This window comes from Acinetobacter sp. WCHAc060025, assembly GCF_004209355.1.
GTDB lineage: Bacteria > Pseudomonadota > Gammaproteobacteria > Pseudomonadales > Moraxellaceae > Acinetobacter > Acinetobacter wuhouensis.
The window spans coordinates 68512-89053 of the sequence record NZ_SGSX01000015.1 but is presented as its reverse complement, the minus strand read 5'-3'; the positions used below and the strand labels follow the sequence as shown (position 1 = coordinate 89053).

At 36.6% G+C, this 20542-nt stretch carries 18 protein-coding genes; 7 read left to right on the top strand and 11 right to left on the bottom strand.

Features of this window, described 5'->3' with window-relative positions; translation table 11 throughout:
* Positions 1 to 41 precede the first annotated feature (41 nt).
* The gene (locus tag EXE09_RS13530; protein ID WP_130117628.1) at positions 42 to 2267 is read left to right on the top strand and encodes a primosomal protein N'; all 2226 of its coding nucleotides are present in this window, start codon (positions 42 to 44) and stop codon (positions 2265 to 2267) included.
* Positions 2268 to 2284: 17 nt separating this feature from the next.
* Here EXE09_RS13530 and EXE09_RS13525 read toward each other — a convergent pair whose 3' ends face one another.
* The 3 genes from EXE09_RS13525 to EXE09_RS13515 all read right to left on the bottom strand — a co-directional run bounded on the left by EXE09_RS13525 (position 2285) and on the right by EXE09_RS13515 (position 5648).
* Positions 2285 to 4798, bottom strand: coding sequence for a tetratricopeptide repeat protein (locus EXE09_RS13525; protein ID WP_130117627.1), 2514 nt, complete (start codon positions 4796 to 4798; stop codon positions 2285 to 2287).
* A gap of 78 nt (positions 4799 to 4876) precedes the next feature.
* Positions 4877 to 5149 carry a hypothetical protein gene (locus tag EXE09_RS13520; protein ID WP_068975101.1) on the bottom strand — a complete coding sequence of 91 codons (273 nt, stop codon included), beginning with the start codon at positions 5147 to 5149 and terminating at the stop codon, positions 4877 to 4879.
* Positions 5150 to 5180: 31 nt separating this feature from the next.
* Positions 5181 to 5648 carry a Holliday junction resolvase-like protein gene (locus EXE09_RS13515; protein WP_130117626.1) on the bottom strand — a complete coding sequence of 156 codons (468 nt, stop codon included), beginning with the start codon at positions 5646 to 5648 and terminating at the stop codon, positions 5181 to 5183.
* 143 nt (positions 5649 to 5791) lie between these two features.
* Between EXE09_RS13515 and EXE09_RS13510 the strand changes: the two genes are divergently transcribed.
* From EXE09_RS13510 to sodC, 3 genes are all read left to right on the top strand, one after another.
* Entirely contained in the window at positions 5792 to 6436 is a 645-nt protein-coding gene (locus EXE09_RS13510) for a ParA family protein (RefSeq protein WP_068975099.1), read from the top strand.
* 100 nt (positions 6437 to 6536) lie between these two features.
* Positions 6537 to 7655 (top strand): AI-2E family transporter, encoded by a 1119-nt coding sequence (locus EXE09_RS13505; protein ID WP_087553140.1) that lies wholly within the window; start codon positions 6537 to 6539, stop codon positions 7653 to 7655.
* Between the two features lie 218 nt (positions 7656 to 7873).
* Positions 7874 to 8425: a superoxide dismutase family protein gene (sodC, locus tag EXE09_RS13500; RefSeq protein WP_130117625.1), complete on the top strand. Its 552-nt coding sequence runs from the start codon at positions 7874 to 7876 to the stop codon at positions 8423 to 8425.
* A gap of 55 nt (positions 8426 to 8480) precedes the next feature.
* Here the strand turns inward: sodC and EXE09_RS13495 are convergent, their stop codons facing one another.
* Positions 8481 to 9713 carry a DUF2252 family protein gene (locus EXE09_RS13495; RefSeq protein ID WP_130117624.1) on the bottom strand — a complete coding sequence of 411 codons (1233 nt, stop codon included), beginning with the start codon at positions 9711 to 9713 and terminating at the stop codon, positions 8481 to 8483.
* Between the two features lie 183 nt (positions 9714 to 9896).
* On the opposite strand from EXE09_RS13495, the gene yccS reads away from it, so the two are divergent.
* Both yccS and EXE09_RS13485 read left to right on the top strand, forming a co-directional pair.
* Positions 9897 to 12047, top strand: a complete 2151-nt coding sequence (gene yccS / locus EXE09_RS13490) for a YccS family putative transporter (RefSeq protein WP_130117623.1) — start codon at positions 9897 to 9899, stop codon at positions 12045 to 12047.
* A 133-nt stretch (positions 12048 to 12180) separates the two neighbouring features.
* Positions 12181 to 12462 carry a DUF3817 domain-containing protein gene (locus EXE09_RS13485; RefSeq protein ID WP_068975093.1) on the top strand — a complete coding sequence of 94 codons (282 nt, stop codon included), beginning with the start codon at positions 12181 to 12183 and terminating at the stop codon, positions 12460 to 12462.
* Between the two features lie 79 nt (positions 12463 to 12541).
* On the opposite strand, the gene EXE09_RS13480 is transcribed toward EXE09_RS13485, so the two are convergent.
* Positions 12542 to 13783 carry an MFS transporter gene (locus EXE09_RS13480; protein ID WP_130117622.1) on the bottom strand — a complete coding sequence of 414 codons (1242 nt, stop codon included), beginning with the start codon at positions 13781 to 13783 and terminating at the stop codon, positions 12542 to 12544.
* 328 nt (positions 13784 to 14111) lie between these two features.
* Between EXE09_RS13480 and EXE09_RS13475 the strand changes: the two genes are divergently transcribed.
* Complete coding sequence (locus EXE09_RS13475) at positions 14112 to 14504, top strand: hypothetical protein (RefSeq protein ID WP_130117621.1); 393 nt, start codon at positions 14112 to 14114, stop codon at positions 14502 to 14504.
* Between the two features lie 57 nt (positions 14505 to 14561).
* Here EXE09_RS13475 and EXE09_RS13470 read toward each other — a convergent pair whose 3' ends face one another.
* The 6 genes from EXE09_RS13470 to EXE09_RS13445 form a co-directional block, all read right to left on the bottom strand.
* Positions 14562 to 15458: a pirin family protein gene (locus tag EXE09_RS13470; RefSeq protein WP_130117620.1), complete on the bottom strand. Its 897-nt coding sequence runs from the start codon at positions 15456 to 15458 to the stop codon at positions 14562 to 14564.
* A gap of 178 nt (positions 15459 to 15636) precedes the next feature.
* Complete coding sequence (locus EXE09_RS13465) at positions 15637 to 16401, bottom strand: DNA polymerase beta superfamily protein (protein WP_130117619.1); 765 nt, start codon at positions 16399 to 16401, stop codon at positions 15637 to 15639.
* Positions 16398 to 17855 carry an AbiH family protein gene (locus EXE09_RS13460; RefSeq protein ID WP_130117618.1) on the bottom strand — a complete coding sequence of 486 codons (1458 nt, stop codon included), beginning with the start codon at positions 17853 to 17855 and terminating at the stop codon, positions 16398 to 16400. Before EXE09_RS13460 ends, EXE09_RS13465 begins: the two co-directional genes overlap by 4 nt.
* A 92-nt stretch (positions 17856 to 17947) precedes the next feature.
* Positions 17948 to 18319, bottom strand: a complete 372-nt coding sequence (locus tag EXE09_RS13455; RefSeq protein ID WP_130117617.1) for a hypothetical protein — start codon at positions 18317 to 18319, stop codon at positions 17948 to 17950.
* Between the two features lie 77 nt (positions 18320 to 18396).
* Positions 18397 to 18825 (bottom strand): hypothetical protein, encoded by a 429-nt coding sequence (locus tag EXE09_RS13450; protein ID WP_130117616.1) that lies wholly within the window; start codon positions 18823 to 18825, stop codon positions 18397 to 18399.
* A gap of 146 nt (positions 18826 to 18971) precedes the next feature.
* Positions 18972 to 20381, bottom strand: a complete 1410-nt coding sequence (locus EXE09_RS13445; protein ID WP_068975086.1) for an FAD-binding oxidoreductase — start codon at positions 20379 to 20381, stop codon at positions 18972 to 18974.
* Positions 20382 to 20542: the final 161 nt, after the last annotated feature.

The window sequence follows — 20542 nt, the reverse complement described above, 5'->3', positions numbered from 1 at the left end:
TACACGATACAATTTCATCGTTGAGTCTTTGAATCTTAAATATGCCGAATAATATTGATACGCCGACACCGATTTACCGAGTTCAAGTTGCTGTACCTGTCTATTTGAATGACTGCTTTGATTATCAAGTCAGTCCTGAACAATATGCACAGGCAGAGATCGGTGCTCGCGTGGCGGTATCTTTTGGTCGACAAAATCTGATCGGCATCATTGTGAAAAAAATTCCCATTGATGAACCACTCGATTCACATTTCAAACTTAAATTCATCACTGAATTGTTAGATGAACAAGCCATTTTAGATGCGAAAGTTTTAAGTTTATTGACATGGTCTGCGCAATATTATCAATTTCCAATCGGAGAAGTGATTCAAACTGCTTTACCGACCTTATTACGCCAAGGGAAGCCCTATAATTTATTGGCACGTATTTGGAAAGTACTCAATTTAAATGCTGAAGACAAAGTAAAGCGTTCCGAGAAACAGCAAGAAGCTTATAAAATTTTAAAATTGCATCCCAAAGGGACTCAGGAAAATATCCTCAATCTCAGTGGTGTAGAAACAGCGACGTTAAAAGCACTTGAAAAGAAACAGATTGTTCGTTGTGATTTAGAAGAACAAAACTTTAAGCCTGAACCTGTGCAATTGGCACAAATGCCACTGACACCGAATGAAGATCAAAAGAAAGCTATTCAAAATATTTTAAAATCGCAAAATAAATATCATGCATATTTACTCGATGGTTTAACAGGCAGTGGTAAAACTGAAGTCTATTTGCAAGTCATGCATGAGGTATTGAAACAAGGCAAGCAAGTTTTGGTTTTAGTGCCTGAAATTGGTTTAACCCCACAAACTATTAGCCGTTTCCAATCCCGCTTTCATTGCAATATTGCCCTGCTCCATTCAGGTTTAAATGACACCAAACGTCTACAAGCTTGGCAACATGCACAGACGGGTAAAGCGTCTATTATTTTGGGTACACGTTCAGCAATTTATACGCCATTGCCAAATCTGGGTTTGATCATTTTAGATGAGGAACATGATCTCTCATTTAAACAGCAAGAAGGCTTCCGCTATCATGCCCGTGATGTGGCGATGTATCGTGCGCACTTGGAAAATTGTCCGATTATTTTAGGTTCTGCAACACCAAGTATCGACAGTTATTATTTGGCACGTCAGGACAAACTAACACGTATTGAATTGAATCAACGTGCAGGCACGGCGGTGATGCCGAAAATGCATTTAATTGATTTAAAAGTCGCGAAAAAACAAAATGGGTTAAGCGATAGTTTAATTGCCGAAATTAAAAAACGTTTAGAGAAAAAAGAACAGGTTTTAATTTTTCTCAACCGTCGAGGTTATGCCCCTGTTTTAATTTGTGAAAGTTGTGGATGGCAAGCCAATTGTCCACATTGCGATGCACATTTCACCTTACATTTAAAACCGTATCAGCATTTGCATTGTCATCATTGTGGCACGATTAATCGCATGCCTGATGCTTGCCCGAGTTGTAATCAAACACAGCTCAAACCGATTGGTATGGGCACTGCAAAAGTTGAAGAAACCTTAAATGAGCTATTTCCAAATTTTCCAGTCTTACGTGTAGACCGTGATTCCACCAGTCGTGTTGGCAGTTGGCAAAAAATTTATGATCAAATTCAAAAGAGTGAACCAACGATTCTATTAGGTACACAAATGCTGGCGAAGGGTCATCATTTCCCTTATGTCACTTTAGTGGCGATTTTAGATATTGATGCGGGCTTACTCAGTGTCGATTTCAGAGCGACTGAACGAACGGCCCAGTTGATTGTTCAGGTCGCAGGTCGTGCTGGTCGCGGCGAGAAAAAAGGGGAAGTGTATTTACAGACTTTACGTCCCGATCACCCCTTATTAAATACACTCATTGATAAAGATTATCGTGCTTTTGCAAAGCAGACTTTGAAAGATCGTCAAGCTGCCTTAATGCCACCTTGTCGTTATGCCATCATGATCCGTTGTGAATCTAAACATCAGGAAGAAAATTTAAAATTCCTCACTGAAATGACGCAGTTACTTCGCCAAAATTCAGAGGAAAATTTAATTGATATTTGGGGACCGATTCCTGCACCGATGGAACGTAAAGCTGGACGTTATCAAGCTCATGTGGTTTTACTTTCACAAGATCGCGCCAAGATGCATTTCTATGTACGCCAATGGTGGGCTAATCTTTTACACAGTAAACCATCTTCGATGAAAGTAACGATTGACGTTGATCCACAGGAGTTGAGTTAATCGCTACTCAACTTGATTTAAGACTGACCAAATAAACGCTTAAAGAACCCTTTTGACTTCTTTGATGGGAGCACATGCTCAGGAAGATCCACTTCATTTTCTTGGGCGAGTGCGAGAACACGAACATAGTCATCTTCTGATTCAAATGCACCATTTTTGATATAATATTCAAGCAACGCAATGTACGCAGCAGAATATGAACCTACTTCCAAGCTACGTTCATAATATTTTTTGGACTTTTCCAGATTTACATCGATACCGAAACCGTGTTGATAAAAGATTCCCCAATAAATATGGGTAAAATCTTCATCTTTAGACTTTTTTAAATACTTAATCGCATTTTTATAATCATCAATTCGATAATAAATTTCGATCATTTCATGCGGGTTAGACATTCCTTGCTTTTCAGCCTTTTTAAAATAATCCAATGCAAGTATCAAATCTTGTTCAACTTCCTCACCGTTATAGTAATTAAACGCTAAATTCTGTAGGGCTAAAGCATAATTCTGTGCTGCTGACATGGAATATAATTGGATGGCTCGTGCTACATCTTTCTGAACACCTATCCCAGTCATATAGTGATAACCTAAATTATTTTGTGCATTGGCATCACCTAGATCAGCAGATTTTTTATAAAGTTGAATTGCTTCATCAATATTTAATACACTTTCATTTTCAGTATAAATATATGCCAATTGGCACATCATCTCCGCATGTTGTCGTTCAACACCAATTTTATAAATTTTAATCGCTTCGTCTAAATTACCATTTTCAGCTTCTTCCATCCCTAAATAGGACAATTGGCGATCGTCTAAATATTGATAATAATTAAATCCTTGTGTTTCTTCTAAATTTTTAACATAGCGTTCAAAATAAGTTAAATCCTCACCTTCAAAGTAACTACGGCTCAAATATAATTTTGCACATTGTTCATTCGTCATTTCTTCACAGTTAAATGCCTGATCTATATGCACTAACTGATTATTTTTATAAGCTAAAATATAAAAATCATTTTGTAAAAATCCACAAATATAGTCATACTTTTCATCACTAAAAGAATGCTCAGATAATTTAAAACATTGATAGCTCAGAGTATCTTTTATGATAAAAACATCATCACTGACATATTGAATGCTTAAAATTTGCATATCGAATGGAAAGACATAATCATCATTGAAAGCATCGTACAATGCGTACTGATTCTTGGTATTGGTCAAAATATAATGATCTTTCAGCGCAGTATGTTGATGAAAATAGTCATCTTGAATATTCAAAATATCTTCAATTTCAATACTTTTTTGCAGAGCACAATGATAAAACATCCACGCTTTATTGCGTTGCAACGCGATACAACTGTTCTCACTGGTATATTTTATTTTTTCAATATCATCGAAAATTAACGTTCCATCTGAATCATATAGCTGATAAAAAACAGCTTTTTTCTTAAAAGGTTTTAACAGCAAATATTGATGATTTAACTCACGTAAATTCTCAGGATAGAACTCCCCAATATATTCACCGAGACGGTTATAAAATTTTAAATAGGGCGACTTAGCAATCTGCTGTGTAAGAAAGTTTTCAGACCATAGCTCAAATGGTTGATCGCTGTTTTCAATGATCGAACCTAGAGACTGATCGAGTACCTGAAACACACCATTCTTTTTAACTTGTAAATATCCATTATAAAGAAAGTCGATTTCCTCATAATCGATTGGCAATAAAATCTGTTCATTCAATAAGTCAATTAAGCCAAGCTTTCCATCACGAATAACAATCGCTTGTTTTTGTTCAAAATCATTGATCTCACTAATCTCATCCCACTCAGGTTTAATACAAATTTTCCCGTCTGCATAAACCACACCGAATTTTTGATCTTTTTCAACAATGGCATACCCCATATAAGAAAAAGCTTGAATGTCGTTATAAATAGCAGGAAGAATAATTTTAGATTTTGCATTCATCAAACCATAGTGTTCATCTTCACAAATGATATGCACTTCTGGATGCATAAGATGACCGACTTCGAGCAAATACCAACCGTAATCGACATATTCGTGCTCAAGTAATTCCAACCAACTTTTAAAATGAAATTGACTTTCCAATACTGGATTCAACGGTTCAAGCGAATTAGCTTCAATTGCTTGTTGAAAAGCATGTTGATTTAACTGTAATTCTTCTACAAAATCTTTTGCTTGCTGTTTTTTAGGCTCATCACGCATATTAAAGACATCTGTTGCATCCATATAAAAATGCTCAAATGCTAAGTCATTTAAATATTCAAGGACTTTGTTGCGTTTCTCCTGAAAATCATGATGTTGAAATAGATCTAATTGTTGTTCTAATAAGTTATAAAATTTCGTGAGTTGTTCTACACCGATTTTTTTATTGAAATACAGACTTTTTCCTTTTGCTTTTGGCTCGGCTAACAAAGGAATAAAAAGGAGTGGAACAACATATTTCCATTCACCAATATAAGATGAAAATTCACTCGTTTCTGCACAATAATTATAAAGATATAGGCGATGTGACATTGTAATTTAGATATAAATTATAAAAATATTAAACTCATCATACATTTAAAAAGTAATTATGTGAGATAAATGATTAGATTATTCACCTAAAGCTTTTACAAACGCATAGGCGAAGTGAGTTGGTACTAATGGCGAATGATAGCCCACAAAATAATCCAAAGTATCTGTCAGTATGTTGTAAGCGCAAGATTGCTCATGAACATCATCTTGAAGAATCTCCATCAAAACTTGGTAGAGCTGTTGCTTTGAAAGATGTTGTTGATACTTTATCTGAATTAGAAATCTAAAAAATGAATCGATTTTGTCATTTTCCAATTCATTTAAGAAACTCAAAATTTGTTGTTTGATCATTGTGATGATCCAATTTTAACTATGCTATTTTTTAATCCTCAAAATCAATCCGAATCGTTTCGAATCGTATTCGCCCCTCTCGAATCGCCTGAGCAATCGCCTGTTGCCCTTTAGTCAAACGAGCACCACCACTTTTAATATCAATCAACACCACTTCTATATCTTCTGCTAAACCATCACCATCACGAAAATCCGTATACCCATCAAAAACCACATAATCAATTGGGTCACCTAAAAATTTGGCATCACTTGGTAAATAACGAAACTCAGGCATAATCGGTGCAAGTTGCTCTGCCATTTTCCCTTTTAAAACAGCACGACTGGTATTCACACTACGCTTTTGCGCACTTGCCAAAGCCTGCTGATGTTCAAGCTCCAACTCAGAAATGTATTGCTCATATTCCGCTTTAATTTTGCCATTACGTGTGCTTGATAACACGATTGTGGTTAATACAATACCGATACAAGCACCGATTAACATTGCCAGCCCAACGGACATGCTTTTTCCCTTATCAATTTGACCTAAATTAGGTTTTACACAATGTAAACAACTACTAAAGTTTTGTCATGTGTAACCTATACGCTTGAAAATAGTGCTACAGTAAGACAAAACCCAATCTTGACAGAATCTATAGATCACTCATGAAAACAATACTCATTGCAAATTTAAAAGGTGGATGCGGTAAAACAATTACAGCAATAACATTAGCAACTGCATTAGCTCAAAAGGGCTATAAAGTCGCATTGGCTGATGCTGATACGCAAAAATCTGCCCTGCAATGGTTAAAACAGCGTCCTGAACAGGCGGCGACAATTCAAAGCTTAGATTGGCGCCATGAAAAATCAATTGGTGATGCGCCTAAAAATCTTGATTATTTAATTATTGATGCGCCAGGTGCATTAACAGGTGAACACGCTGAACAGCTTATCAGCGAATGCCATGCTGTCGTTACACCTCTACAACCCTCTTTCTTCGATATTGACAGTACCAAGCGCTTTCTAAAACATATCCAAGACATTAAAAAAATTCGTAAAGGTAAAGTTGCAGTACATTTGGTGGCAAATCGTGTGAAACCAAATAGTTCGAGCTCAAAAGACATTCAACAATTTTTTGAGAAGATTGAGCAAAAACCTGTAGCTTGGATTTCAGAACGTACTGCTTATGGTCAATTGGCAATGCAAGGTCTCAGTATTTTCGATAAAAACCAAAAGAACTTTTTAACCATACAAGAACAATGGCAACCGCTACTTGATGCTTTAATAGACGACCCAAGCGATTGGTTCTAAAGTCATTTGAGAATACCTAAATAAAATAGGTGCTCAATTTGCCAGACTTTATTTTTCAGTTAATATTGAGTTAGCCTCTCAACCGTTTTTAGAGTGATCAGTGCAAGATTTTACGTCGAATTTACAGCGCATCTTATTATTCGGATTATTGTTTATCCTGATTTTTTTAGGCTACGATATTCTGAAGTACTTTATTGTACCTGTGTTATGGGCGTGCATTATCGCTTATATGACATGGCCAATATACAAACGCATTTTAAGATTACTGGGTGAAAATCGTCCGACGCTTAGTGCGTCACTGATGATCACACTAGTTGTATTGGTTATCGGAATTCCTCTGACATTTGCGATTTTTATTTTGCAGCATGAAGGGCGTAATCTCTATTTCGACTTACAGCGCCAAATGTCATCAGGACATTTAACGGTTCCAGATTTGATTCGTGATCTTCCAATTATCGGTAAAGAAATCAGTCGAACTGTCCGTGAAATCAATGCCGACCCGACCAGCCTTTCTCAAACGATAGGTGCATGGATTCAGGGACATATGAATTATGGTAAATTTATTTTAAATGAAATTACCAAAAATCTGGTAAAACTCAGCTTTTCCATCATGTCTTTGTTCTTCTTTTATCGTGATGGACAAACAATTTTGGCACAAGTGAGTAAAGCGCTTCAGATGCTGATTGGTCCACGTATTCATCATTATCTAGATACAATTTCTGAAACGACTCGTGCAGTTGTTTATGGTGTAGGTTTAACTGCTGTTGCACAGTCTATTCTTGCTGGTATCAGTTACTTTGTTGCAGATGTACCAAATCCAATGGTACTGACCATTGTCACATTCTTACTTGCGCTTATTCCTTTTGGCCCGCCTGTCGCTTATACCACGGTGTCTTTATGGCTATTTTCTAAAGGACATACCATCGAAGCAATAGGTGTCATGGCTTGGGGTATTTGTATTGTCAGTACAGCAGATAATGTGATTCGTCCTTTGGTCATTTCTGGTGCAACCAAAATTCCGTTCCTGCTCATCATGTTTGGGGTACTGGGTGGACTGGCAAGTTTTGGTTTAGTCGGTTTATTCATCGGCCCTGTGATTTTAGCGATTCTATTGGCAATTTGGCGTGAATGGTTACATGAAACTGAAGAACCTAAAATGATCATGCCTGATGCAACAATGGCCTATGACATCAAGGATGATGACTCACCTAAACCATAGATGTTTCATATTTTAATTTTAAACATTTTAAGAAGATGGTTCGCAATAAATACACATTAGCGAATCATCTTCCCCTCTCAAGCACATAAAGCATAATAAGTGCCAATAAAATCGTTATTAAATAAAACTATACAATCAGATATTTAATTCATATTGTTTATCATTTAAAGCTTTGTTTGAATATTGTTTAATACTGACTAAATCAATTGGATGCACCGATGACATCTATCATTTTTAAAACTTCTGTACTTTGTACTTGTCTTGCTTTTTTTACAGCGTGTACAACTACACCTACAACAAAAAAATCACCAGAGCCTCAGCAAACTGTTGATATACATTCTGTTTCAGCTCAAGGTGTCGGTGGAAAAATTGGTACTGTTAACTTTCAAGACTCTCCAAACGGCTTAAAAATTAATACTGAATTAAGTCAATTACCATCGGGTTATCATGGTTTTCACATCCATGAAAAAGGTTCATGCGAACCTGCTGAAAAAGATGGGAAAATGGGCGCTGCTTTAGCCGCTGGTGGACATTTTAATCCACATAAATCCGCTCATGGCACACCAAATGACGGACATATGGGGGATTTACCCGTGCTCAATGTCGATTCAAATGGTAATGCAAAAACTACACTTATTGCACCGCGTTTAAAACTTGCTGATATTCAGGGCTTAGCTGTCATGATTCATGCGGGTGGAGACAACTATTCTGATCTTCCGAAACCTTTAGGCGGTGGTGGTGAACGTATCGCCTGTGGAGTTATTCAATAAGTAAATGATGTGATGTGGATAAAATTAATTTTATCCACATTTCTGTTTTTAGATCCTACTTCTCATGCGATAAAGCATAAAGGCGGCAATGATTGAGATACCCTGCCTCATGTACACTGATCAACTCGACAATACTACGCCATAACCAAAATGGCGCATCAATCGTTTTTGATTGATTGCGTTTTAATTCCTTGATCCAAGAATTTCGAGTAACGTCATCCATTTGTCGTACATGCGCACGTCCAACAACAAATGCCAAATAGAAAGCTAAATTCTGTGCTTCTTGCTCTCTCATCCCTTCGATCTCTAACTTTAAATCTTGCGGTAAAAGCTCTCGGATAAACACTGAGGTATCGAGGAACTTACTTACTCGCATCCGTTCGCCCAAATATGGAGATAAATGTCTTGCACCTTCAACGATACGCAGTGCATTGTCTTTCGGCATAGGCGCATCCGAATATCGAGGAGCAAGCGCTTTAGTGGCTTCTTTTAAATCCATTAAACATAGCCCCTTGCCTCGTTGAACTTTACCATCCATTGAATCAATCAGCACAATGTAACGTAACAAACCCAGTGAACTACACCCTTTCACCCAATATGCTGAATCAAGTACCCTTAACTTAGCATCTTCATCACGTTTTCCAATCATCGTGACAAGATCTTGAAGCTCTGGTCTCTCGAAAACTAAATCTATTTCACTTTGTTCTTTTTTTAATAAAGGCCAAAACTTTTTGCCTAGCGTAATTTCTGGCTCTAAACCACTTAAACGCTCTTCCGCCAAACATTTCCATGTCCGTTTTACGGCTTTCTTCATCACAGTTTGAATCAGTAATGGATGCTCAAGCTTCTGACTCAAACGTCCATTGCGTTCCAAGGCATGTACATAACCCGCATATAAAGATTCAATCATTTTGGCAGTGATGACACCAGGTAAATCCGAACTCCGTACTGCTGTTGCTAGTGATAATCCTAAGCGAATCAAATCATTGGCGGGATTTCCAATCACCGTCTGATCTAAATCACGGATTTCAATATCAATTTGACCTTTCGCATTGGCAACAGGTCCAAGATTTCCAGTATGACAATCCCCACAAATCCAAATTGCAGGTCCTTGCGGAATTGAACTAATTTCCGCCTGCTGTAACCATTCATAATATTTTGCTGTATTTCCACGAACATAGGCATGGATCGAACGCGCCATTTTTAAATTACGATGTTCAGTCAATGCAGCACTTCGAAAACGGGGGAGTTTTATTTCAGAATTTTGTTTTTTCAATGGTTTAGGCATTTTTATAATCTAATCAGTCAGAAAAATCACATTATGATATTTAAAAACAAAATTACCGCCAAAATCTGTATATAAAATGTTGATTATTTATCCTTTCTTTTTACATTTCGATAATCAATAAAGCATTTCTACAATACAGAATTAGGTAAAATACGGATTCAGCCCAACAACCGAACACCCACTGTGAATAGTTATTATCAAATCTTTCAAAATATTAAGTCTAATTCGATCTTAATTTATTGCATACAGATGTTGATTGTACTGAGTGGTACGACACTGGGGCTTTATTTTCTTGGTTATCACGAACTCATTGTACCTATCACACTAGGTGCAATTGCCACCGCTCTGACCGATTTCGATGACCGACTCAGTATTCGTTTAAGAAACCTCGCCTTTGTCTGCATCCTATTTTTCACTGTTAGTAGTATTCTCGATTTTCTCTATCCTTATAAAATTTTATTTTTAATTTATCTATCACTGTCCAGTGGCTTATTTATACTCATGGGTGCACTAGGACAACGCTATGCAACCATATCATTTGGTACGGTTTTATTGTCCATTTACACCATGTTTGGGCTGGGTGAATATTCTGAATGGTACCAACAGCCCACTTATTTTGTGATGGGTGCTTTATGGTATGGCTTTAGCTCGATTATTTTCTATTTACTTAAACCCACACAAGCAGTACAAGATAATTTATCCAATAGTTTCAGCCACCTTTCTGAATTGCTCATGTGCAAGGCGAAATTATTTGACCCTGACAATACTCAAAATGTTGAACAACTTTTATATGATTTGTCCTTACAAAACAGTATTGTGGTACAAAGTTTAAATAGCACTAAAGCCTCCTTACTCACTCGCTTGAAAGCCTCACGTGCCAATAAAAATACCATTTACTGGTTAAATTTATATTTCCTCGCTCAAGATATTCATGAGCAAGCAACTTCCAATTATTTACATTATGAAAAAATTCAGCAGAATTTTAGTCGTACCGATTTAATTTATCGCATACAAAAAAATGTCCGTTTACAAGCGATTAACTGTCTAAAATTGGCAGAATTTATTTTAAATCGACAAAGCTTTCAAACCAATCCAGACAATGCCTTAGCTTTAGAAAATTTACACAGTTCCATGTATGAGTGGATCCAACAAAATCCACACAATCTTGAAGTTAAAAATCTACTCTTGGTCTTAAAGAATCTAAAAAATGTACAAGATCAATTTATTAACCTGAGTATAGAGCAAAATAATTATCAACAAAGTTATAGCCTACATCGAGATAACTTGAATTTATTGGATGATGATATTCACGGCGTTCAAGATTTATGGCTCAAGATTAAGCAACATTTAACCCCAAAATCTGCGTTGTTTCGCCATTCCGTACGAATCGCTTTTGTTTTTGCTGTGGGCTATAGCATTTCCTTGCTACCATTTGCAAAAAATGGTTATTGGATTTTACTCACCAGTTTATTTGTCTGCCAAATCAGTTACTTTGCCACCAAAAGTCGTTTAAAACTGAGAACTCTAGGAACAGTGTTGGGTGTAGTACTGGGAATTCCTATTCTCTACTTCGTACCTAGCATCGAAGGACAGTTGGTACTCACTATTATCTTTGGTGTGTATTTTTTCTATTTGCGTTCAAAAAAATATGCCATGGCTACGCTCATGGCAACCATGATGGTATTGCTGATTTTTAATTTAAAAGGTGCAGGTTATGCCATCATTTTACCTAGAATTATCGATACATTATTGGGCTGTTTGATTGCATGGTTTGCCGTGAGTTTTATTTGGCCAGATTGGAATTTCCGTGATATTTCCAACAATATTCGTAAAAGCAGTAAAGCCACTTTGGATTATTTTGATGCCGTGGTTGAGCAATACCAACACGGACGAAATAACAGTGTTGATTATCGTAAAGCTCGTCGTGCTGCACATAATGCACAGATTGAATTATCCAGTATGATTTCGAGTTTGAGTACTGAACCGAATCCAAATCAAGATCTTATTCACAATGCGTTCAGATACTTGGTGTATAGTCATAGCCAACTCAGCTATATTTCTGCACTGGGTAGCCACAGAGACGCCATACAAGACCCACATATTTTAGCCTTGATGCTATGGTGCAAACAGACTTTAAATGATGTATTACTCAATCAAAATCTGTTGAATGAACCCGAGATCAATGAAAAATTGTCCGAGATTCAACTACTCAGTGATCAAGAAAATTTATCTGATGAATTATTACTGGTACTCAAGCAAATTAGTTTATTGCTCGAAACTTTACCTGAGTTGTTAAAACTCAAGACCAATCTGTTGGCTTTGGAAATTAAATAATCGATGTTTGAAACAACACCAAAATCATATTTTATATTTCATTAGATGTAGATGAAATTTCAATCAAAAATTATTCGACTTTTCATTTTATTCAGATAGACTCAATTGCTCATTCTCATTTGACGAAGTGACCATGAATATCAAAACCTTACGTATTGTCGGTTTTCTTGAAGGGCTTTCTTTTCTTCTCCTGTTGTTTATTGCAATGCCTTTAAAATATATTTGGGGTAATCCTATGCTAGTTAAATACGTCGGCATGGGACATGGCGTGCTATTTATCGCCTTTCTTGCTGTTTTATTTATTGTTTGTGAAAAGCAAAAATGGTCTATTAAAATGTTTATTTTCGGTTTAATTGCTTCAATTTTACCGTTTGGGCCTTTTGTTTTTGATCATAAATTAAAGAAGTTTGAATAATAATTCCGCTATTAAGTCCCCCTCCTTTCAGGAGGGGTTAGGGGGAGGTGATTCAAAGAATCTAGTCAGAGCTTTCCTCTTAAAACTCACCATTGGCTTTGCGCTGTTGCATGATCCTTTTCAAAATTCCACGTGGAACCGTGAACCATAAAGCGATTAAGGAAAAACATGAAATCGCGTATGCCCACAGGTGAAAATACTCATACAGAATACGAATAATTTCAATCACCACAAAGAAGGTCATCATTAATAATACTGATACTGCTGCTGCAACAGTGCCCTTAGACACTTCAGAAGACATTAACGCAAAACGATAAAGCACTGAAAAGCTAATCCCTTCACCAAAGCTGACTAAAGTCATGCCTAAAATGACACAGTAAAGAAAGTATTCTCTCCAGATCGTACCAATAACGACAATTGCCGTTCCAAGTAGCATCAGTGGTAAACCAATCAAAACGGTACGACCCAAAGCCAAGCGATCGACCAATTTAATCAACACGATATTGCCAACGATTAAACCACCCAAAACTGGGAACTGTGCTAAACCATATTGCAAACTACTTAGCCCAAGTTCTTCGACGAGCATGACAGGTGATAAGGCAATCCATAGCATCAGTGGCATAGCCACCATCGGCATACCTAGAGTTAAACCGAGAAAAGTCTTATTTTTAAAAACTTTCTTATAGTCATCCCAAATATAGCTAACGGGTTGTTTAGGAATACTGATTTGATTATTCGGCATTTTGGCTTTTAAACCAAACCAACTCAGGAACGCTAAAAAGGCAATGCCAATAAAGCCCCAATGCCATGACACATGGTCAATCAGCGCAGCACCGACCACAGGGCCAATCAATGGTGCGAGTAGGGAAATATTCGCCATGAGTGCCATGACTTTAATGGCATCACGTTCTTCAAAGGTTTCCTGAATCGCCGCATAACCTGCTGAAGCAATCACAGATAAGCCAAAACCTTGAAGGAATCTTAAAACTAAAAAGCTTTCAATATTCCCAGTCAATAGAATGAGTAAACAGGTAATAACGAAGAACGCCACACCACCCAATAATACTTTTTTACGCCCGATTCGATCGGACAACGGCCCCATAATCCCAGCGACACAAGCGCCACCGAGCAGGTAAAATGACATCGATGACGGCGCCCACGCACTGCTCACACCAAACTCTTTGGTGATCGCAAGCATCGCTGGCTGAATCAAATCATTGCCGATATACACTGAAAATTCGAATAATACCAAGGCCAATGGAAACATCAGCGTAGCACGACTCAAACTTAAGTTTTGTCCTTGTTGTACTGAATTTTTCATGACTTTCTACATATCTTTCATCATGTTTGGATGACTTGAGCAATTTTCAGGGAGAAAAATACCGTCACACTGCAAACAAGCGTGTTAAACACTAACTTTTAAAATTAAATTGTGGAGTTTGCTTTGAGAGAAAGCGAGTTGAACACCGTATTCACAAGGTGTCTAGAACATATAATATTTGTGAGAATTGACTGAATGGACACTGTGAAATGAATGTATCCTAAATTCAGTGAGCACAGTCTAACACATGCGCTTTTCATGTCAAAGTTGAACTTTTTTTATTCTTAAGATATTCTAAATTCTCTATAAATAGATATGAATAATTTAAATGAAAAATAAAAACCCTGTCGTCATGATCATTATTGGTATTGTTTTATTCCTTATTGGTGGTGGTCTTTATTTCACAAGCTCCAAGCCCAATATTAGTGCAGAAGACCAAGCACGTTGTGAAAGTTTAGTTCAACAAAAATATGGTGAAAGTTCCAGTTCTATCATTGGCAGTTGTAAAACTGACACTGGTTTTGTTGCAATGATGGATGCTCAGGCAGGTGGTACAAATTCAGCAGAAGCAACGGCAAAAGCCATTAGTTCTGCCAATAATCAAGAGCTCGGCTTAGGCTTCTTCGGTAAATTCTTAACAGGTTTATGTGTCGGTATAGGTATTGCGATGATCATCAAAGGTTTTATTGCTCTGAGAAATAAAGCCAATCCAACTACTTAATTAAACTTAAATGACTTTTAAAGCATGCGGTTACACTAATCACATGCTTTAACGGATTTATTCATCTTCTAAGACTTTGGATTTGATGAATGTGCCATTTTTAATGTCATCAAAAGCTTCCAGAATTTCATCATAAGTATTCATGACAAATGGGCCATGACCATTGATCGGTTCTTGTAATGGTTTGCCTGTAAGAAGTAATAATTTACAGTGTTGCAAAGCAGTGATTTCAAAGTCTTGTTCAAGGTTCGACATCACGGCAAGTGATTGCTCTTCAAATATTTCATCTTCGGGTTGAAATTGTGCTTTACCTGTTCGTAAATACACCAGCGTGGTATCTCCTACCCCTGCGGGTAGAGTTACGGTTTGCCCTGCTTGGATTTCAATATCTAAAACATTGAGTGGTGAATGTACTTTTGCAGGTCCTTGATGTGCTTCATTGTTTTCATCCACATAAGTGCCTGCAATGACGCGTAATGTTCCTGCTGAGTCTGGTAGTTCAACCACGGGAATATTGGCTTTACGCAGACTTTGATAGCGTGGTGGATTCATTTTGTCTTTGGCAGGTAAGTTGACCCACAGTTGCACCATTTCAAAGTATCCACCTTGTTTGGAGAATGCTTCGCTAAAGACTTCTTTGTGTTCTACGCCTGAAGCTGCGGTCATCCATTGCACATCGCCTGCGGAGACTATTCCACCGCCTCCAGTTGAATCTCGGTGTTCGAGTTCTCCTGAAAAGATTAAGGTAACGGTTTCAAATCCTCGGTGTGGATGTTCGCTTACACCTTTACGTAAATTGGTTGGTTTTAAAATGCCTGGACCTAAGTGATCAAGCAAGAGGAATGGTGAAACGGTATTGCCCAGTTCATAGTGTGAAAAGACTGATAGCACTGGATAAAAATCGCCAATGGCAAAGCGAGTATCATTTCGATGGATAAAGGCAAGGGTTTTCATATTGTTATACTGATGAGTTTAAACTAGTTAAAGCATAATTCATCAATATGCATCGCTCAATCCTCTAAATGCGTTTCAGTGTTCTATCATTGAGATGATCTACGATTAAAAACGACAGAAAATTACTGCAAATACTCTTCAACTCATATTTGCAAGCAAATTCAAAATCATACAAACATTAACCATAAAAATGCTGCTTTAAATTAAAGCTATATTCTGTCAAATATTGCTGTAATTTTTCCAAATCATTGGTTGGTTCAATCGCACGTAAATTCAGTGCTTCGATTTTATCATCCAGCAATTTTAAAATTTGCGTTTGCTCTGTTTCAGGTAGTTGAGCCTTCTCTTTTTGCTGTTTTTTGATTTCTAAATAGTCTTCCGCCCAATGCCGTAATGGATCATTTGCATCTATTTGTGCGAATAGTTCAGTAATCAGTAATTCAGGCATAATTTCTTGGGTTGCCAATTCGGCTGACATCAAACCACGAATCGAATAGAACACTTTTTTATAGGTAAAGTTATCTGCTGTTTGCATCACATTCATCCCGCCTTTAGCAAGTGATAAATAGTGGTAATACAAAGCTTTATAATCTATACGTTCAAGTAGTCCATCTCGAAACTTTTCCCATTCTGGAAATTGATTGAAATAGACAATATGCGCGCGTACCCATTCCAAAACCGTTGGATTACTTTTAGCAAGTAAGCCAAACATTTTGTTTAAATCAAAAGAGACAAAGTCAAAATCGCCATCCATGATTTCGATCAAATCACGATGCTTTCGGTAGTCGTAATATTGCGCTTTTGATGGTAGGTGAAAACCTCGTACATCATAGTCACTGTCTGGGCTTGCCATACCCCATAGGCGACTGCCACTTTCGATATAAAACAGTGGATGTTCATCTCGGTTTTGGAATAAGTTTTGGATTTCTTGTTGGATGTTCATAACATTTTTACTTTTGGTAAATCTTCTAAAGTTATAGCATTTTCTGGAACAATTTTTGGATTTTCTTTAAATTGAAGCCATTTGTTTTTCATCCAATGTTCTACTTTGTCTTTACCTAAAATTGCTAGTAAATTATTAAGTAATGAAAATTTTGCATTATCATCAAAATAATAAACTTTTACTCTTACATTCCGATCTATATCTTCATTTAAACCAAATAAATCAATAATATAATCTCTATCTGAAACATCTAATGAATGCCCCCAAATATGGAAGTTTAGATTTAATTGATTTGATTTATTAATTCTCTCCCAAGCGCTTTGTTCATACTGAAAACTCTGATAGTCAGTAATCTTGTGCTTATCTAATTGAGATTTACCCTGTTGTATAATCTTTTTATATCTATCTAAAAACAAATAATCCGTATCCTTAAAAAGCTTTTGGTGATATTTCGTAAATCCATAAGCTTTTATTTTCTTTAAATATTCATCTTCTAAGTCAGAAACACCTAAAACTATATTTTGATGTTCACCATGACTTCCATGTAAATACTCAACTTCTACTGAATCATGAATACGTTGATAGGTATTTGTATAATTAAATGAATATATTTTATCAGGATATACAAATTCTTTAGCCTCTATCTCCAACATAGAAGCTGGACTTAGTTGACTAACTACTAATTCTAAATATAAATCAAAAATAATTATAAACTCTTCTAATTGTTGTTGTAGAAAATCTAAAAAACTTAAAGGGTTTAATCCATTTTTCACCTCATCACCATAACAAAAATTTTTATTAATATTTAAAAAAACGCCTGTACTCGTCAGCAATGCTTTTCCAGAAACTAAATCTCTAGAACGTACTATTGACATATTTTCTTTACAAGAAAATTTAAAAAAATCTAAAACCTTTAAGTCTTTGGAAGCAATTAAAGCTTTAGACTTATTATTACCATTCAAATAAATATGAATAGCCTCGCTGTTATCAAGCCCCTCTATTTCAATTACTTTTTTAGCAGCTACTTTCAACACACTTTCAATTTTTTGCTCAAAATCAATCCATGTTTTGATTTCTTGAACATGATTTTTAAAGTACTGATACCAGCAATTTAATTCCAAACGATACTGTAATTTGAGTACATCTTTTGCAGAGAGATTAATTTGCTCAGTTAAATAGAACTCTTTCGTTTTTTCTATAAAGTAAGATTCTCTAGTCTTAGCAAAAAGCTCTTCAAAATTCATTGCATAATCTGGATCAGTTTGATCCTTTCTCTTTTCAAAAATTTTGTCTATTTCGTTGCCCCACTCTTCAACTGAATGAATAGATAAATCCTTTACTTTTTCTCCAGTATTCTTTTCTTCAATCGCCTTCATCACATCCATAAAATGGTCATACTTTGTCGGCAAATAGTGCGAAAGATCAAAACCATTACCTACAATCAAAATATTCATTTATTGTTATTCCCCAAATAAAAAAACGTACCATGACTGATACGTTTTATGAGGTGTTTCTTTATATTTTTCAACTACAAATTAAAAAATCATCAAGCACACTTCGCCTTTTGGAAAGTCTTGGTATTTTTGCCACGATAGCATTGATATTCCTTCTGCGTATCTACACGCTTCCACTGACCATCAACATTTTTAAAACTATAGACCGTACGAATCGAACGAACAGAATCATCCATCAAGCCTGTTTCAGTCAACTTCACTTCTGCCACTGTTGGATTTTCTACACGGTTAAAATACTGACGCAACTCGACTGTTGCCAAGTTCTTACGCAGATCAGAACGCTCATTTAAAACCTGATCTAAAGGCGTGCTTCCACCACTGACTTTATTCACTAAATTTTGCGTGGTTGCACAACCTGATAAAACACCCAAACACAGCGCAGAAATTACAACTAAACGATTCATATTCTTAAATTCCATACTTAACTTTCGACTAAATTTTGCCTGAATTCCTCATTTTACAATAGTCGTACTTTGTAGTCTTAGCGAAGAGAACCGTGTGGTTTAAAGGCAAACTTTAACCAATAAAAGGAAATAATCAGCAACCCAAAAACAAATTTGTCAAAATGCATGACCACCTCATAAATGATTGGAAAACTTGAAAGAAGGATCAACCAACGACCATAATTTTTAAACGCCCCATTGCCTTTAAAATAATAAATAATGCAACTCCAGCTCATCACGATAAAGCCAATCGCAAGTGCATACAGGCGCTTTCCATGTGCTTGAACAATTTCTTGGTCTTGGTAACTTTCAGGACTTAAGCTGTACTTAACTAAAAAGTAAATTAAACCTGCCGCCATAAATACTGTCAGTGGTAAATAACGTAACAATAATCCAATAGAGTGATCAAATGCTTTACGCCTTTGTTTAGATTGGTCTGTTTCAAACTTAATTCTTATTTTATCCATGGTGATGTTCTTTTAATATTTTTGTTAGATTTCGAGTAGCTGAAAAAAAGCGCATTCTACTGAATACGCTTTTTAACATAAATCTATGCGATTACAAAATGAATAACCGCGTCAAGCTTGAATCAATAACTGACAGATCAAACAAGTTAAAGATCAAACAATTTACCTGGATTCATTACACCATTTGGATCGAACACTTTTTTCAACGCTTTCATATATTCGATTTCTTCAGCAGAACGAGTATAGTCCAAATATGGCTTTTTCGTCATGCCCACACCGTGTTCAGCTGAGATAGAACCGTCATATTTCTTCACAGTTTCAAACACATATTTATTCACCACCTGACATTTAGCAAAGAATTCATCTTTAGATAAATTTTCAGGTTTTAAAATATTTAAGTGCAAGTTACCGTCACCGATATGACCAAACCAGCAGATTTCAAAATCAGGATAATTACTTTCTACAATTGCATCAATTTCTTTAATAAATGCAGGAACATGCGTAATCAACACTGAAATATCATTTTTATACGGTGTAAATGGTGCAATCGTTTCAGAAATATCTTCACGTAAACGCCACAAGCTTTGAACTTGCTCGAGGCTTTGACTCATCACACCATCAAGTACCCAACCTTGTTCCATGCAATGCTCGAAGATTTCCATCGCTGCATCCATGATCGGCTCATACGGCGCTTCAAATTCAAGCAATACATAGAATGGGCATTCAGTTTCAAACGGACGTTGAACATGACCACGATCCAAAACTTTTTGCATTGCCAATTCGCCAAAGAATTCAAATGCAGTTAAATCAATTTTGCTTTGGAATGCATGAAGTACAGGCATGATCGCATCAAAATCTGGCACACCTAAAACTAAAACTTGTAGGTCATGTGGCGCACGTTCAAGTTTAATTTCAGCTTCAGTGACTAAACCTAAAGTTCCTTCACCACCGATGAATAAATGCTGCATTGCGTAACCAGTCGCATTTTTAATCATGCCTTTATTTAAACGCAGTACATCACCTTTACCTGTTACCACAGTCAAACCAAGTACCCAGTTACGTGTCATGCCGTATTTGATGACTTTGATACCGCCCGCATTGGTACCAATATTTCCGCCCATTTGAGAAGAACCCGCAGATGCAAAATCCACTGGATAATACATGCCCTGTTCTTCAGCATAATTTTGCAATTGTTCAGTCACTACACCCGCTTGGATACGCACCATACGATCCGCAGGATAGAATTCTAGAATTTGGTTCATCTTGTCAAAACTAATGACAATTTCACCATTGGCAGCCACAGCACCTGCTGACAAACCAGTACGACCACCAGACGGTGTAATCGCAACATTAAACTGATTGGCAAGTTTAACAATCGCTTGCACTTGTTCTGTGCTCGATGGAAAAACGATGACCGAAGGATTTGGATCAAAATGCTTGGTATGGTCTTTACCCCAATTTTCTAAACTGTCAGCATCTGTTTTTATACGGTTTTCACCAACAATCTGCGTCAATTGGGTCAATAATTCGGGTGCTATCGTAACTGGAGCATTCATCGTTTTGCGGACCTAGCAAGAAGTAAAAGAGAGGTTGTAGCGCTACAACTTTCGATATTTTAAACCAGTACATGAAAGTTTTTCGCAAATTTCATGGTTTAAATCATTAACAATACCGATTTTTCAGTCATTTTAGCCAAATGACTGCTCAGGATAAAGCA